At 64.6% G+C, this 15,437-nt stretch carries 15 protein-coding genes; 6 read left to right on the forward strand and 9 right to left on the reverse strand.

What is annotated here, in order from left to right:
* Nucleotides 1–58: 58 nt before the first annotated feature.
* Together purF and H3Z74_RS09635 are read left to right on the forward strand one after the other, a co-directional pair.
* On the forward strand, nt 59–1,531 hold the full coding sequence (gene purF, locus H3Z74_RS09630; protein ID WP_187763651.1) for an amidophosphoribosyltransferase: 1,473 nt from the start codon (nt 59–61) through the stop codon (nt 1,529–1,531).
* A 66-nt stretch (nt 1,532–1,597) separates the two neighbouring features.
* The gene (locus H3Z74_RS09635; protein WP_187763652.1) at nt 1,598–2,308 is read left to right on the forward strand and encodes an SDR family NAD(P)-dependent oxidoreductase; all 711 of its coding nucleotides are present in this window, start codon (nt 1,598–1,600) and stop codon (nt 2,306–2,308) included.
* Nucleotides 2,309–2,494: 186 nt separating this feature from the next.
* Here H3Z74_RS09635 and H3Z74_RS09640 read toward each other — a convergent pair whose 3' ends face one another.
* From H3Z74_RS09640 to H3Z74_RS09670, 7 genes are all read right to left on the reverse strand, one after another.
* Nucleotides 2,495–3,679, reverse strand: a complete 1,185-nt coding sequence (locus tag H3Z74_RS09640) for a serine hydrolase domain-containing protein (protein ID WP_187763653.1) — start codon at nt 3,677–3,679, stop codon at nt 2,495–2,497.
* Between the two features lie 14 nt (nt 3,680–3,693).
* Nucleotides 3,694–4,962, reverse strand: a complete 1,269-nt coding sequence (locus H3Z74_RS09645; RefSeq protein ID WP_187763654.1) for an SAM-dependent methyltransferase — start codon at nt 4,960–4,962, stop codon at nt 3,694–3,696.
* A gap of 57 nt (nt 4,963–5,019) precedes the next feature.
* Complete coding sequence (locus H3Z74_RS09650) at nt 5,020–6,393, reverse strand: cryptochrome/photolyase family protein (RefSeq protein WP_187763655.1); 1,374 nt, start codon at nt 6,391–6,393, stop codon at nt 5,020–5,022.
* Between the two features lie 110 nt (nt 6,394–6,503).
* Nucleotides 6,504–6,836: a hypothetical protein gene (locus tag H3Z74_RS09655; RefSeq protein ID WP_187763656.1), complete on the reverse strand. Its 333-nt coding sequence runs from the start codon at nt 6,834–6,836 to the stop codon at nt 6,504–6,506.
* A complete protein-coding gene (locus tag H3Z74_RS09660) occupies nt 6,836–7,870 on the reverse strand; it encodes a 2-oxoacid:ferredoxin oxidoreductase subunit beta (protein WP_187763657.1) in 1,035 nt (344 codons plus the stop codon). The genes H3Z74_RS09655 and H3Z74_RS09660 overlap by 1 nt, the downstream gene beginning before the upstream one ends.
* Nucleotides 7,867–9,735, reverse strand: a complete 1,869-nt coding sequence (locus H3Z74_RS09665) for a 2-oxoacid:acceptor oxidoreductase subunit alpha (RefSeq protein WP_187763658.1) — start codon at nt 9,733–9,735, stop codon at nt 7,867–7,869. The genes H3Z74_RS09660 and H3Z74_RS09665 overlap by 4 nt, the downstream gene beginning before the upstream one ends.
* 19 nt (nt 9,736–9,754) lie before the next feature.
* Entirely contained in the window at nt 9,755–10,723 is a 969-nt protein-coding gene (locus H3Z74_RS09670; protein WP_187763659.1) for a histone deacetylase family protein, read from the reverse strand.
* Nucleotides 10,724–10,788: 65 nt separating this feature from the next.
* Between H3Z74_RS09670 and H3Z74_RS09675 the strand changes: the two genes are divergently transcribed.
* Both H3Z74_RS09675 and H3Z74_RS09680 read left to right on the forward strand, forming a co-directional pair.
* Nucleotides 10,789–11,763, forward strand: coding sequence for an alpha/beta hydrolase (locus H3Z74_RS09675; RefSeq protein ID WP_187763660.1), 975 nt, complete (start codon nt 10,789–10,791; stop codon nt 11,761–11,763).
* Between the two features lie 65 nt (nt 11,764–11,828).
* Nucleotides 11,829–12,308, forward strand: coding sequence for an RNA pyrophosphohydrolase (locus H3Z74_RS09680; protein WP_187763661.1), 480 nt, complete (start codon nt 11,829–11,831; stop codon nt 12,306–12,308).
* Nucleotides 12,309–12,312: 4 nt separating this feature from the next.
* Here the strand turns inward: H3Z74_RS09680 and H3Z74_RS09685 are convergent, their stop codons facing one another.
* Both H3Z74_RS09685 and H3Z74_RS09690 read right to left on the reverse strand, forming a co-directional pair.
* A complete protein-coding gene (locus H3Z74_RS09685) occupies nt 12,313–12,726 on the reverse strand; it encodes a VOC family protein (protein WP_229726998.1) in 414 nt (137 codons plus the stop codon).
* 167 nt (nt 12,727–12,893) lie between these two features.
* Nucleotides 12,894–13,805 (reverse strand): LysR family transcriptional regulator, encoded by a 912-nt coding sequence (locus tag H3Z74_RS09690; protein ID WP_229726999.1) that lies wholly within the window; start codon nt 13,803–13,805, stop codon nt 12,894–12,896.
* Nucleotides 13,806–13,890: 85 nt separating this feature from the next.
* Here H3Z74_RS09690 and H3Z74_RS09695 point away from each other — a divergent pair, with 85 nt between their 5' ends.
* Nucleotides 13,891–14,853 (forward strand): nitrilase-related carbon-nitrogen hydrolase, encoded by a 963-nt coding sequence (locus H3Z74_RS09695; RefSeq protein WP_187763663.1) that lies wholly within the window; start codon nt 13,891–13,893, stop codon nt 14,851–14,853.
* Between the two features lie 165 nt (nt 14,854–15,018).
* Complete coding sequence (locus tag H3Z74_RS09700; RefSeq protein WP_229727000.1) at nt 15,019–15,309, forward strand: hypothetical protein; 291 nt, start codon at nt 15,019–15,021, stop codon at nt 15,307–15,309.
* Nucleotides 15,310–15,437: the final 128 nt, after the last annotated feature.

Consider the following 15,437-nt stretch of genomic DNA (forward strand, 5'->3'; position numbering starts at 1 on the left):
CGACAAACGCGGATCGCATGCCTATATGGCGGGCGCCGCTTACTCCCCGAAGGGCGCCATGCTGACAACCAATCCGTTCGACCTCCCCGATGCAAATGGGGACAAGCTGCGCGAAGAGTGCGGCATCTTTGGCGCCTCGGGCAGCGAAGGCGCCGCCGCGCTCGTCGCGCTCGGCCTGCACGCGCTGCAGCACCGTGGCCAGGAGGCGGCGGGAATCACCAGTTTCGACGGTGCCGAATTCCACACGCACCGCGCAATGGGCCATGTCGCGGGCAATTTCGACAGCCCGGCGATCATCGGCCAGCTGCGCGGCAATGTCGCCTGCGGCCATGTGCGCTATTCGACCACCGGCGAGACCGCGCTGCGCAACGTCCAGCCGCTTTATGCCGATCTCGCCTCGGGCGGCTTCGCCATCGCGCATAACGGCAATATCTCGAATGCGATGCGGCTGCGGCGCGACCTGGTGCGGCGTGGCTCGATCTTCCAGTCGACCTCCGACACCGAGACGATCATCCATCTCGTCGCCACCTCCAACTACCGCACCTTTGTCGACAAGTTCATCGACGCGCTGAAGCGGGTCGAGGGCGCCTATTCGCTGATCGTGATGACGCCGGAAGGCATGATCGCCTGCCGCGATCCGCTCGGCATCCGTCCGCTGGTGATGGGCAAGCTCGACGATGCGATCATCTTCGCGTCGGAAACCGTCGCGCTCGACGTGGTCGGGGCGACCTTCGTGCGCTCGATCGACCCGGGCGAGCTGGTCATCGTCAAGGGCAGCGAGGTATCGTCGCATCGCCCCTTCGCGCCGACCGAACCGCGGCCCTGCATCTTCGAATATGTCTATTTCTCGCGCCCCGATTCGATCTCGGAGGACCGCAGCGTCTATACCGTACGCAAGGAAATCGGTGCGCAGCTGGCGATCGAAAGCCCGGTCGATGCCGACCTGGTCATCCCGGTGCCGGATTCGGGCACGCCCGCCGCGATCGGCTATGCCCAGCAATCGGGCATTCCGTTCGAACTCGGCATCATCCGCTCGCACTATGTCGGGCGCACCTTCATCCAGCCCAACAACGAGGTCCGGCATCTCGGCGTCAAGCTGAAGCACAATGCCAATCGCGCGCTGATCAAGGGCAAGCGAGTCGTCCTGATCGATGATTCGATCGTGCGCGGCACGACTTCCCTGAAGATCGTGCAGATGATGCGCGATGCCGGCGCGGCCGAGGTGCATATGCGCATCGCCAGCCCGCCGACCCGGCACAGCTGCTTCTACGGCGTCGATACGCCGGAGCGTGGCAAGCTGCTCGCCGCCAACATGAACATCGACGAGATGAACAGCTATATCCAGGCCGACAGCCTGGCGTTCGTGTCGATCGACGGCCTGTACAAGGCGCTGGGCGAAGCGAATCGGTCGGATACCCGGCCGAGCCATTGCGACGCCTGCTTCACCGGCGATTATCCGACCATGCTGACCGATCATGACGACGTCGCATCGGTCGATCAGTTCGCGCTGCTGGCCGAGCGGGTCAGCTAAGCCAAATTCTCAAACGTCACGCTGACCCCCGGCCCTTGGGCGGCGGGGGGTGGCGGAGGAAGAATGATGACCGACAAACCCTTCGCCAACCAGATCGCCCTCGTCACCGGCGCGAGCCGCGGGATCGGCGCCGCGACCGCAAAGGCGCTTGCCGCGGCGGGCGCGCATGTCGTGCTGACCGCGCGCACCGCCAAGGACCTGGAAGAGGTCGAGACCGCGATCTTCGACGCCGGCGGCAGCGCAACGATCGCGCCGCTCGACCTGACCGAGACCGACAGCATCGCCCGACTCGGTGCGGCGATCGGCGAACGCTGGGAACAGCTCGACATCATGGTGCTGAATGCCGGCATGCTCGGCAGTCTCGCGCCGGTACCGGCGATCGATGCGAAGGAACTGGCGCAGGTCCTGACGCTCAACGTCAGCGCCCAGGCCGCGCTGATCGCTGCGTTCGATCCGATGCTGCGCAAATCGCCGCGTGCCCGCCTGCTCGGCATCACCTCCAGCGTGGGGCGCAAGCCGCGCGCCTTCTGGGGGCTGTATGGCGCATCCAAGGCCGCGTTCGAGACGCTGATCGCGGCCTATGGCGACGAGATGCAGCGAATCAGCTCGATCCGCACCGCGATCATCGATCCCGGCGCGACCCGCACCGCGATGCGCGCGCGCGCCTATCCCGGCGAGGACCCCGCCTCGGTCAAGGAACCGGAAGTGGTAGCGAACCGGATCGTCGCGCTGCTCGCCGATGATTTCGACACCGGGCATTTCGAGCGGATCGACTGATTGAGACTGACATAGTCCCGAACTTGTTTGGCGCTTATTCCCTTTACATAAGGAAGCTTGTGCTCCCGCGAAGGCGGGAGCCCAGACTGGGTCCCCGCCTTCGCGGGGACACAAGGAGGGGGCGATCCCCCTCGACTATGCCAATCCCTTGACCGAAGGGGCTAAGCACCGAGCAGAAACCAGGACCTACTTCCCCGCCGCCTCGATCACCTGAAGCTGAAACACCGCCCGCTCCGCCTTCAGATCGTCGCCGGTCGCTTTCGGCCAGGCACCCGACACCGCGATGACGATCTTCTTTGCCGGGTCGATGAAGATGCTCTGGCCGAAAATCCCCTGCGCGCCGAAATAGCCGTTGGGATAAGTCCACCATTGATAGCCATAGCCATAAGCCGGCGAGGTCTCGACCTGCGCGCGAGTCGCATCGGCGAACCAGCCGGCGGGCACGATGCCCTTGCCGCCGTCGAGCACCAGCTGGCCCATCCGCGCATAATCGCGCAGCGAGACCGACAGGCAGCAGCCGCCGATTTCCTGGCCCGACTGATCGATCATCCAAAACGCGTCGCGCTCCATGCCATAGGGCTTCCACACCTTCTCGCTGAGATAGGTTGCGAGCGGCTTGCCGGTGGCCTTGGTCACCAGCACCCCGATCAGATTGGTCTCGCCGGTCTTGTAGACCCATTTCTCGCCCGGCGGTGTTTCGCGCGGCAAGGTGCGCATATAGGCGACCGTGGGATCGACGCCCGCCGGCACCGGCTTGGCATACATCGTCGCCACGTCGGATTTCGGATCGGTATAATTCTCGTTCCATCTGACGCCCGAGGTCATCGTCAGCAGTTGCTTGATGGTCACGCCGTCATAGCCGCTGCCGGCCAGGTCGGGGATATATTTGGTCACCGGCTCCGACACCGACTTGATATAGCCGTCGCGGATCGCAGCGCCGACCAGGGTCGAGCTGAACGACTTGGCGACCGAGAAGGATGTGTAACGCCCCTCGGCGGAATAGCCCCGGGCATAGCGTTCGAGCCGGATCTTGCCGTCCTGCAGGACGATCAGGCCGGCGACATTCTGCGCCGCCATATAGGCGTCGACCACCGCGGCATCGAGCGGCAGCGGCTTGCCCTGCGGCAATGGATGGATCTTGCCTCCCGCCTTGACGATATGGCCGGGAAACAGTTTCTCCATGGCCGGGAAGTTCTCGTCGCGCTGTGCTTGCGACCAGAACAGGATGGTCGCACCCGCGCTGCGCAATTTGTCCGCATCGCCGGTCGAAAGGCGGACTTCAGGCGATTCGACCGCTTGCGCATGGCTCCGCTCGACATGAGTTGCGACCCCCGCCAGCGCCACCGCGCCCAATATCGCCAGCCGCCGCATCCTCATCTCCCCTTTTATTGTTTTACCAGCGTCACTTGCGCGACATCGATACCGCCGCCGCGAAATCCGCCTTCGCAATACATCAGATAATAGCGCCACAAGTCCACGAAATCCGTATCGAATTCCGGCGGAAGCTGCCCTGCCTCGACCGCGGCATCGAAATTCACCCGCCAGCGTCGCAGCGTTTCGGCATAATGCTGGCCGAAGCCGACCCGGTCCTGCCAGGCCAGCCCGTTGCGCTCGGCGAGCGCACGGAAACGGCTTTCCGACAGCAGCATGCCGCCCGGAAAAACGAAGCGCTGGATGAAATCGACGTTGCGCGCATACCCCTCGAACAGCGCGTCATCGATGATGATATACTGGATCGCGGCGCGACCGCCGGGTTTCAGCGCATCGGCAATGGCGCGAAGATAGGCCGGCCAATATCGCTGCCCGACCGCCTCGACCATCTCGATACTGACCACCGCGTCATAGCTTCCGGCGACATCGCGATAATCTGTCAGCGAAACGGTGACGCCATCCAGCCCGGCATCGGCGATACGCTGGTCGACCATCGCCTTTTGCTCCGCCGACAGCGTGATGCCATGGACCTTGCGCCCTGCGCGCGCGGCGAGTTCGGCAAACGAGCCCCAACCGCTGCCGATTTCGAGGATCGTGTCGCCCGCCTTGGTCGCGGTGCGGTCAAGCATCGCCTGCAGCTTGGCCGCTTGCCCTGATCCGAGCGACTGCGCCGGGTCGATCGGCTCCGCGAACAACGCACTCGAATAGGTCATGCCCGGGTCGAGCCACAGGCGGTAGAAGTCGTTGCCGAGATCGTAATGGAATTCGATATTGCGCCGCGCACCGGCCTTGTCGTTGCGGCGCAGCCAATGGCCGATGCGCCGTGCAAGCCGCGCCATGCCGCCGGCCCGCGCCGTATCGCCGAGCGACCGCCCATTGCGCATGAACAGGTCGAACAGAGGCACCGGGTCGGGACTGGACCATTCCCCAGCCACCCAGGCGGTATACCAGCCGGCCGAGCCGTTGCGGACCAGTCGGAGCAACGCCCGCCAGCTGCGCAGGTCGACCACCGGCACCGGCCCCGGTGCGCGCCCGCCGAGCAGGCGTCGCGATCCATCGGGCAACGACACCTCGATCGCGCCCTGTTCCAGCCCCCGGTCGATGCGGTCGAGGATACGGTGGAACGCCCACGAAAAGCGGTTGAGCAGCCAGCCGGCGCTTCCCACTCCCCGCGCTGTGCGCGTCCCGAACCGGCGCCCCCTGTTTGGCACGGTTGCGTTCATATCCGCAGCCTCATGCACCCGGCGCGGGGCGGCGAAAAGCGATTCTTGATGGTGCCGTCACTTCGCCTGTCTGGCGGCTCCAAGCGCGCGTTCCCGCGCTTCGCGGTGGCCGATGATCTTTACCGGATAGACTGCCGGGCGCCGCCCGAACGCATCGGGATCGTGAATCGCATCGTCACCCAGCCCGGCAAGCTCGGGCACCCATTCGCGAATATAACCGCCTGCGTCGAACTTCTCCGACTGAGTGAGCGGCGCCATGATTCGCACGAACATGTTTGAATCGACGCCCGTGCCGGCGGTCCATTGCCAGTTGACGCTATTGCTCGCGTAATCGGCATCGACCAACGTATCCCAGAACCATTGCTCGCCGATGCGCCAGTCGATCAGCAGATGCTTGATCAGGAAGGACGCCGCGATCATCCGCACGCGATTGTGCATCCAGCCGGTGGCCCAGAGCTGGCGCATGCCGGCATCCACGATCGGATAGCCGGTCTGCCCTGTTTTCCAGGCGTTGAGGTCGGCATCGGCCGTCTTGCCGCTGCGCCAGGCCAGACCGTCCAGCGCCGCCCGGCCATTGGTTTTGCCATAATCGGGATATTGCAGGATCACATTCTGCGCATAATCGCGCCAGGCGATCTCCTTCAGGAAAATGGTCGCGTCTCCCCGCGCCCGGATCGCGTGGTGCCATACCGTGGCAGGGGAAATCTCGCCGAAATGCAGATGCGGCGAGAGGCGCGAACTCGATTCCTCCGAAGGCAGGTTGCGGCCGATATCATAATGCGCGGCCTTGGGAATGAAGTCGTCGAGCCTTTCGGCCGCCCCGGCTTCTCCAGGCGACCATTCCTTGCGAAAGCCTCCTGCCCAGTCAGGCCTGGTCGGCAGCAGACCCCAATCGTCCAGGTCCTCACTTTTCGGCCAATGCTCCGGCGCCGGAATCTCGCGCGGCACCGGCGCGGGCTGCGGCGGCGGCATATGCTCGTTCAGCGCGCGCCAGAACGGTGTGTAGATCTTGTAGGGCTGCCCTGCGCCAGTGGTCACCGACCCCGGCGGCGTCAGGTAATTGCCATCATGACAGACAAGATCGAGCGACGCCGCAACGGCGCGCTCGGCATTGCGCCACCATGGCTCGTAATGCCGCAGGCAATGCACCCGCGTCGCGCCGGTTTCCCTGGCAAGTTCGGCCAGCACTTCACCGGACTTACCCTGTCGCAGGGTCAGCCGCGAACCCTTGTCGCGCAAACTGGCGTCAAGCGACCGGAGGCTATGGTGCAACCACCAGCGCGAGGCGGCGCCCATCTTGCGATGCTTCGGCGTGTCGTCGTCGAGGACATAGACCGGAATGACCGGCCCCTCGGCAGCAGCGGCGGTCAGCGCGGCCTGATCGCTCAGGCGCAGATCCCGGCGCAGCCAGAGCAGAACTGGGTCAGTCATTCGGCAATGCAGGCATCCTCACCGTCCCTGTTCGCACCGGTCAAATCAACCGAAAATTCCGCCAATACCGTTTGTTGAAAGCAGAATTTATGATCTTTTGATGGATAGACCTAGGCACGAATCTCATAGCGATCGCCGACCCGTTCGACCAGCATTCCCAGCCTTGTCTTGGGCTGGACGGCATGAACCCAGATACGGCCAACGAACTTTGCCGGAACGGACGGTCCGCTGATCGTCTTGCCCCGATCGAATGTCGCTCGATTGGGATATCGCATGCAGATGAAATCTGGGGGACACGTGTCTTCCCCGGTCCATTTCTTCGTCACCATCCTGGCAATGACGATCGACAGATGCGGCCTTGCAGCCGGCGGTTCGGAAGTCTGCGCGAAGGGCAGCGACGCAAGCAAGGGCAGCGACGCAAGCAAGGCCAGCGCTGGGGTCATCACATCGCGTGCGGCTGCTTTTCCACCTGCCAGGTCTGCCCCTGCGACAGCAATTTCTGCAGGTCGGGCTTCTTGCCCTCGGACGCCTGCTTGTTCTGTGCGACCACCGCGCTTTCGAAGGTCGGCGCCGGGTCGTTGTAGATCACGCCAAGCGCGACCGGGAAGGTGCCCAGCGGCAGTTCGACCAGCATATGCGCGACCGCGCGGTTGGTCTGGTCATGGACGATGACCTTGGCCGCCGCCCAGTCGCCATCGACGACATCGACGATCTTGAGGATCAGCCGCTCCTGATCGAGCGCAATGCCCTTGGTGCCGCCAGCGAACAGCAAAGGCTGGCCATGCTCGACCCACAGCTGCCCGGCCTGCGCCTTGTCCTTGTCGGTGAAGCTGGCGAACACATCGTCATTATAGACGATGCAATTCTGATAGATCTCGATGAAGCTCGCGCCCTTGTGCGCATGCGCGGCCTTGAGGACGCTCGGCAGATTCTTGTTCACGTCGATCGCCCGGGCAACGAAGCGCGCGCCCGAACCCAGCGCGAACGCACATGGGCTGGCCGGCCGGTCGACCGAGCCGAACGGCGTCGAGGGCGAACGCGTACCGACCCGGCTGGTCGGCGAATATTGCCCCTTGGTCAGGCCGTAGATCTCATTGTTGAACAGCAGCACCTGGCAATCGAGGTTGCGGCGCAGCAAATGCATCGTGTGGTTGCCGCCGATCGACAGCGCATCGCCGTCACCGGTGATGATCCACACGTCGAGATCGGGATTGGCCAGCTTGACCCCCGTCGCCACCGCCGGCGCACGGCCATGGATGGTGTGGAAGCCGTAGGTTTCCATATAATAAGGGAAACGCGACGAGCAGCCGATGCCGCTGACGAACACGGTATTTTCCGGCAACACGCCCAATTCGGGCATGGTCCGCTGCACCGCCTTCAGGATCGCATAATCGCCGCAACCCGGGCACCAGCGCACTTCCTGGTCGGTTTCCCAGTCCTTCGGCGTGGTCTTGGCGATTGGAGTCATGTCGTTCATGCGAGTGCGCTTTCGATGGCGGCTTCGATCTCGGAGATCATGAAGGGTTGGCCGGAGATCTTGTTGAGCGGCCGGGCATCGACCAGGAACTGGTCGCGCAGCACCGTCTTGAGCTGACCGGTATTCATCTCGGGCACGATGATCTTCTCGTAACCCTTTAGCAAGTCTCCGAGATTAGCGGGCATCGGCCAGATATGGCGGATATGGATATGCGACACGTCATGCCCCTTGCGGCGCATACGGCGCACCGCCTGATGGATCGGCCCGAAGGTCGATCCCCAACCGACGATCGCCAGTTTTCCGCTCGTCTCGCCAAGCTCGACCTCCTGATCGGGAATGGCGATGTTCGCCACCTTGTCGCGGCGGATCTCGGTCATCTTCTGGTGGTTGGCGGCGCCATATTCGATATTGCCGGTGCCGATCTGCTTCTCGATCCCGCCGATGCGGTGGAGCAGGCCGGGCGTGCCGGGCTTGACCCAGGGACGCGCCAGCTTCTCGTCGCGGCCATAGGGCAGGAACCCGCCCTCCGGCACATGGTCGAGATAGGTCACCGGGAACGGTGCGTAATTGCTCATGTCGGGCACTTTCCACGGCTCCGCGGCATTGGCGATATAGCCGTCGGTCAGCAGCATCACCGGAGTCATATATTGCACCGCGATGCGCACCGCCTCGATCGCACAGTCGAACGCATCGGCGGGCGAGCGCGCGGCGATCACCGGCATCGGCGCGTCACCATTACGGCCATAGACCGCCTGATACAGGTCGGATTGCTCGGTCTTGGTCGGCAAGCCGGTCGAAGGACCGCCACGCTGCGAATTGACGATGACCAAAGGCAGCTCGGTCATGATCGCCAGCCCCATCGCCTCGCCCTTCAGCGCAATGCCCGGTCCCGACGATGACGTCACGCCAAGCTGCCCGGCATAGGACGCGCCGATCGCACTGGCGATTGCGGCGATCTCGTCTTCCGCCTGGAAGGTCGTGATGCCATATTCCTTGAGCCGGCTCAGGTGATGCAGGATCGCCGAAGCCGGCGTGATTGGGTACCCGCCAAAGAACATCGGCACATCGGCCAGCTGCACGCCCGCGACCAGCCCGAGCGAGATCGCCTCCGCGCCGGTGACGGTGCGGTAAAGCCCCTCCTCCGCCGGCGCCGCCGCGATATGATGCTGCTTCATCGGCCCGGCGAGCTCGGCGGTCTCGCCATAAGCATGGCCGGCGTTGAGCGCGGCGATATTCGCCTCGGCCAGTACCGGCATCTTGGCGAACTTGCTCTTCAGCCAGTCGACGATCGGCTGGCGGTCACGATCGAACATCCACAGCGCGAGCCCCAGCGTCCACATATTCTTGCAGCGCAGCGCTTCCTTGTTGCCGAGCCCGAACGGCTTCACCGCATCGAGCGTCAGCTGCGAGATGTTGAAGGCCAGCAATTGCCATTTGGCCAGGCTGCCATCGGTCAGCGGGCTGACCTCATATTTCGCCTTGTCGAGGTTGCGCTTCGAGAATTCGCCTTCATCGGCGATGATCAGCCCGCCGGGCTTCAGCGCCTCGACATTGGTCTTCAGCGCCGCCGGGTTCATCGCCACCAGCACGTCGGGCGCATCGCCCGCGGTCTCGATCGCGGTCGATCCGAAATTGATCTGGAAGGCGGACACACCGAACAAGGTGCCCTGCGGCGCGCGAATCTCGGCCGGGAAATCGGGGAAGGTGGCCAGGTCGTTGCCCGACAGCGCAGTCGAAAGAGTGAACTGGCCACCGGTCAGCTGCATACCGTCGCCCGAGTCGCCGGCGAAACGAACCACGACGGATTCTGCAAGCGGGTGGGCGGACGCCTCTTCGGGTGTCACCTCATGGACGGCGGTCGCCATTGTCATCATCCTGTAAACTTCAGTGTGCGTCGTCTAGGCCCGCGACGCTGCGAGCCCAAGGTAGAAAATGCGCGGGCGGGTGCAACCGCTTCTTTTCAAAGACACCCCCCAGCTCGAGGATCGAGCGCACATGCCGCTGGGCGACTTCCAGCGCATCCAGCCCATAACCGCCCCCCACGGTACTGGCGAGCGCGATGCCACGCTCGATCATCAGCCCGGCGATCAGCGCCTCGCGCCGCGCCAGCCCGTCCAGCGTCAGGCTGAGACGGCCAAGCCGATCGCCCGCAAACGGATCGACACCCGCCTGATACAGCACCAGCCCGGGCCGGAATTCATCGAGCAGCGGCGTCAGCGTGGCGCGCAATGTTTCGAGATAGGCATCATCCCCGACCCCGTCGGCGAGCGGCACATCCAGCGTCGAGCGGGCTTTGCGCACCGGAAAATTCTTCTCGGCATGGATCGAATAGGTCGCGATCTCCGGGCGCCCGGCGGTCAGCGCGGCCGTCCCGTCGCCCTGATGCACGTCGCAATCGACCACCAGCACCCGCTCGACAATGCGTTCCTCGACCAGCCGGATTGCGGTGACGGCCAGGTCGTTGAACACGCAAAAGCCCGCGCCCGTATCGGCCAGTGCATGATGGCTGCCGCCGGCCGTATTGGCGGCAAAGCCGCGATCGAGCGCCAGTTGCGCCGCCAGCCAGGTGCCGCCCGGCACCACCGCCGCACGCCGCGCGACCAGCGGCGTGACGGGAAAGCCGATCCGCCGCTCCTTGATCGCCGGCACGCGCGCTTCCAGCACTTCGGCGACATAGTCGGCATCATGCGCCGCCTCCAGCCAGGCGACCGGCATCGCGTCGGGCTCGAACCACTCCAGCGCCGCATCGCTGGCCCTCAGCAGATCGCGGATCAGGCCGTTCTTGTTCCACGGATAGCTGCTGCGCGCCGGGGCCGGCGCAACATAATCCGGATGATGGACGAGGGCGATCATCGTGCCTAGGTAAGCGCGAATGCCGGGCTTCGCCATGCTCCGGCCCCGTCAGGAGACGCCGCTCTATGTCCGATCCGTTCGTCCGCCCCGATGTCCGCGGCTTCCTGACCTATCTCAACAATGTGCCGGGCCCGAAGATGCACGAGCTCGATGCGACCGCCGCACGCGCACTGTATGTCGCGATGAAGGACGTCGCGGACCTGCCGCTCGGCGAACTGGCGACGATCACCGACCTGAAGATCCCCGGCCCCGCCGGCGACATCCCCGCCCGCCTGTTCGACGCCCGCGCCTCGCGCGAGCCGGGGCCGGTGGTGCTGTTCTATCATGGCGGCGGCTTCGTTATCGGCGATATCGTCAGCCATGCGAGCTTCTGCGCCGAGACCGCGCGCGTGCTCGATCTTCCGGTCGTCTCGGTCGATTACCGCCTTGCGCCGGAAAATCCCTGGCCCGCTGCGCCGGACGATTGCGAAGCCGCCGCGCGCTGGGTCGCGCAAAGCCCGGCCGAGCTCGGCCGCTCGGTCACCAGCCTGATCGTGTGCGGCGACAGCGCGGGCGGCAACCTGTCGATCGTCACCGCCGTCGCGCTGCGCGATGCCCCCGCAAAGGTCCCGGTGATCGCGCAATTCCCGATCTATCCGGCGACCGATTCAAGCCGCGAGCTTCCCTCCTTCAGCGAATTCGCCGAAGGCTATCTGCTCACCCGCGACAGCATGAACTGGTTCGAGGCCGCCTATCGGGCCGAACGCACCCATATCCGCACCTCACCCCTGCTCGGCCCGCTCGCCGGGCTGCCGCCCGCGCTGGTGGTGACCGCCAGCCTCGATCCCTTGCGCGACCAGGGCCGCGCCTATGCCGCCGCCCTGATCGCCGCCGGCGTGCCGACGATCTTCCGCGAAGCCGTCGGCAACGTCCACGGCTTCATCACGCTGCGCCAGGCGATCCCGTCGTCGCAAGGCGATGTCGCCGGGGCATTGGCGGCGTTCAGGACCATCATCGCCGAGGCGGAAGCCAATCGTGTGATGGCCCAAGCTGCGAGTTAGCGCTGCAGATCCTCCCCTGCACGGGGGAGGATCTCAGTTTCGACCGATCTCACCGGGACAAAATCATGACCGACCCCGCAACCCTCCCCTATCGCCCCTGCGCCGGAATCATGCTGCTCAACGCGCAAGGCAAGATATTCGTCGGCCAGCGCATCGATTCAACGCTCGAGGCCTGGCAGATGCCGCAAGGCGGAATCGACGACGGCGAGGACGCCGAACAGGCCGCGATCCGCGAGCTGGCTGAGGAAACCGGCATCACTCCCGACAAGGTCGAGTTGATCGCGACGATCGACCACGAACTGTACTACGACTTGCCCGACGACATGATCGGCAAGGTGTGGAAGGGAAAATGGCGCGGCCAGCGCCAGCTTTGGTTCCTCTACCGCTTCCTCGGCAAGGACAGCGATGTCGACATCGCGACGAAGCACCAGGAATTCCGCGCCTGGCGCTGGGCCGACCCGGCCGAACTGCCCGAGGTGATCGTGCCGTTCAAGAAGGCGCTGTACGATGAAGTGCTGGCCGGGTTTGCGGATTATCTGGCCTGAGCGCTCAGCCGAGTTCCTGGGCAAGGCCGATGAGGAGGCCTTCAGGCCCGCGAATGTAGCAGAGCCTGTACGTGTCTTGATACTGGACCACGTCGCCGACGAGCTGCGCGCCGCGATTGCGAAGCCGTTCAAGCGTCTCGTCGAGATCATCCACGGTGAACATGGCGCGAAGATAGCCCAGAGCATTGACCGGGGCGTTGCGGTGATCCGCGACGACAGCCGGCCTGAGGAAGCGGGACAGTTCGAGCCGGCTATGGCCGTCCGGCGTGCGCATCATGGCAATCTCGACATGCTGATCGCCCAGCCCGGTGACACGTCCGGCCCATTCTCCTTCGATCGCGCCCCGCCCTTCGAGCTCAAGCCCGAGCTCGCGAAAGAAATCGATCGTTGCATCGAGGTCGTCGACGACGATGCCCATATTGTCCATTCGTTTGAGCGCCATATGTCCAATCCGCAGGATGTTGTCCGGGCCGTGAATTCATAAGCCGGCTTGCCGGGTGAGCAAGTGACTGATTCAGGCCCCTGAATAAGGCTGAAGGTGTCGTTGCGACATTGCACGATTGGCGAATGACGCCCAGCCAAGGCCTAGCTCGCCTCCGCCGCGGATGGCCCAGCAACCCCGGCCATGCTGTCCATAAGTCCAAGAAAATTCCGCAATGCCGGATTGCTGGCGCCGGAGCGCCAGGCCGCGCCAAGGCTCCACTCCGCCTCCGCGCCGCTCAACGGCTCGAGCGCAACGGACTCTCCCATCAGCCGCGCCGCCTGGTGCGGCACGATCGACACGCCGACGCCGGCGGCGACCAGGGCCAGCACCGTCTGGATATCATCAGCGGTCTGAATGATGCGCGGGGCGAAGCGGCGCAGATCGCACCACCGGTCGATCTGCGCGCGCAGGCCGGGCCCGCGCGTCCGGTCGATCAGGATGAACCCGATCTCGTTGAGCGACTGCAGGTCAGCGGTGCCGCGCGTCCCGGCCCCATCCGCAAAGCTGGCGAGCGCCAGCTGGCCGGTCATCAGCGGGCGGCTCGCAATATCCGCAGCCGGGACCGGAAAGCGCACGAAACCGAGATCGAGGCGGCCGTCGCGCAGGCGCTCGATCTGTTCACTGGACGAGAAGTCGTTCAGCGACACCGCCACAGTCGGATAAGCGCGGCGGAACGCCCCCACCAGTCTCGGCGCGAGGTCGATGGTCGAGAGGCCGAAGCCGATGTCGAGACGGCCCTCAATGCCGTTCACGACAGCGCGCGCACGCGCCGACCATGCCTCCGCGTCGGCGACGATCCTGGCCGCATCGGCCACCAGCGCTTTCCCGACCGGCGTCAATGCCGTGCCGGTCCGGTCGCGTTCGAACAATCTGGCGCCAATCCTCGCCTCCAGCGCCTGAAGCCGCTTGGTCAGTGCGGGCTGAGTGATGTGCAGCCGGTCGGCCGCGCGGCCGAAATGCTGCAGATCGGCGAGCGTAACGAACGCGCGAAGCTGCGATACTTCCATTCCCATCGATTATCACAGACGGAAAATTTCTCACTGTGATTTATGAACCACCACCGTAAATCCCGCCCATCCAATCCGCTGGAGACGGGAAATGACATCGACATTGCGAGCAGCCACCGTCCAGTTCCGGCATCGGGCGAGCGACAAGGCGTATAATCTCGCCAGGGTTGCCGCGTTCGCACACCACGCGCGCGCCGCCGGCGCCGAACTCGCGCTGATGCCCGAGATGTGCATCACCGGATATTGGCACATTCCCGGGCTCGATGCGGCCGGCCTGGCAGGTCTTGCGGAACCCGAAGACGGCCCGTCGCTGCGCCGCGTGGCGCGGCTCGCTGCGCGGCTCGACCTCGCCATCGGCGTCGGATGGCTGGAGAGTGCTGCCGACGGGCAGTTCTACAATGCCTATCGCCTCTGCCTTCCCGACGGCTCCGGCCATACCCATCGCAAGCTGCACGCGTTCGAGCATCCGCTGATCCGCAGCGGCGATGGCTTCACGGTGTTCGACACGCCCTGGGGCGTGCGCATGGCGATCCTGATCTGCTGGGACAATAATCTGGTCGAGAATGTCCGGGCCTGCGCGCTGGACGGCGCCGATATTCTCCTCGCGCCGCACCAGACCGGCGGGACGCACTCGCGCAGCCCGCATGGCATGAAGCCGATCCCGCTGGACCTGTGGGAAGGCCGGCACGAAGATCCGGAACCCCTCCGGCGCGCGTTCGCGGGACCCAATGGCCGGGAATGGCTCCTGCGCTGGCTCCCCGCGCGGGCGCATGACAATGGCGTCTTCGTCCTGTTCAGCAACGGCGTGGGCCGGGACGAGGACGAGCTGCGCACCGGCAACGCCATGATCCTCGATCCCTATGGCCGCATCGTCGCCGAAAGCAGGTCGATCGCGGACGATATCGTCATCGCCGATCTCGATCTCACCCTGGTCCGCTCCAGCAGCGGACGGCGCTGGATGACCGGCCGGCGCCCCGAACTCTATGCCGCGCTCACCCGGCGAACCGGCAAGGAGCGCTCGGCGCGCGCCACCCGCTTCGATCTTGCGGAGTAACCCTCAGAATTGGGTGGGCGTTCGGGAAATGCGGTGACAGCGCCGCTGCAACCGGTGTTTCGGTGACGCGCGGGTTTCGGTGACACGTGCAATAACCCCCTTTCATGCGGCCCCTCCGAAGATAAGGGATTGTTGCACGTGTCACGGTAATTCAAGGATCAGGGCGTGACCGCCGTCCTGGTCGAACCCGCCGCGCCCGAAAGCTGGTTCATCGCCGGCAGCCACCCCACCGATAACGGACTGTCCGCCTTCTGGCTCGACATCAAGATCACCAGCGGCACCAATGTGAAGACCGACACGATCGCGTTCGTCAACGCCGCCTTTCACGGCATGCAGGCGTTGCTCGGGCCCTTGCATGAGGAAAGCTATGTCCTCGTGCATGAGGTGAACGGCAATGCCTATGGTTATGGCGGGCGAACCCAGAATGGCCGCTGGTCGGCAGCCCATCCGGGGTGAGTTGAGGGAGGTCTGGTTCTGGTGGGTTTCGGTGACGGAGGTTAAGTTTCGGCGACGTTTAGTTTAGTGCGTTTGTTTAGTTGACGTCACCGTAACCGCCGACCCTCTCGGTGTAAACGAGATGCTCT

This window comes from Sphingomonas alpina (assembly GCF_014490665.1).
Lineage (GTDB): Bacteria > Pseudomonadota > Alphaproteobacteria > Sphingomonadales > Sphingomonadaceae > Sphingomonas > Sphingomonas alpina.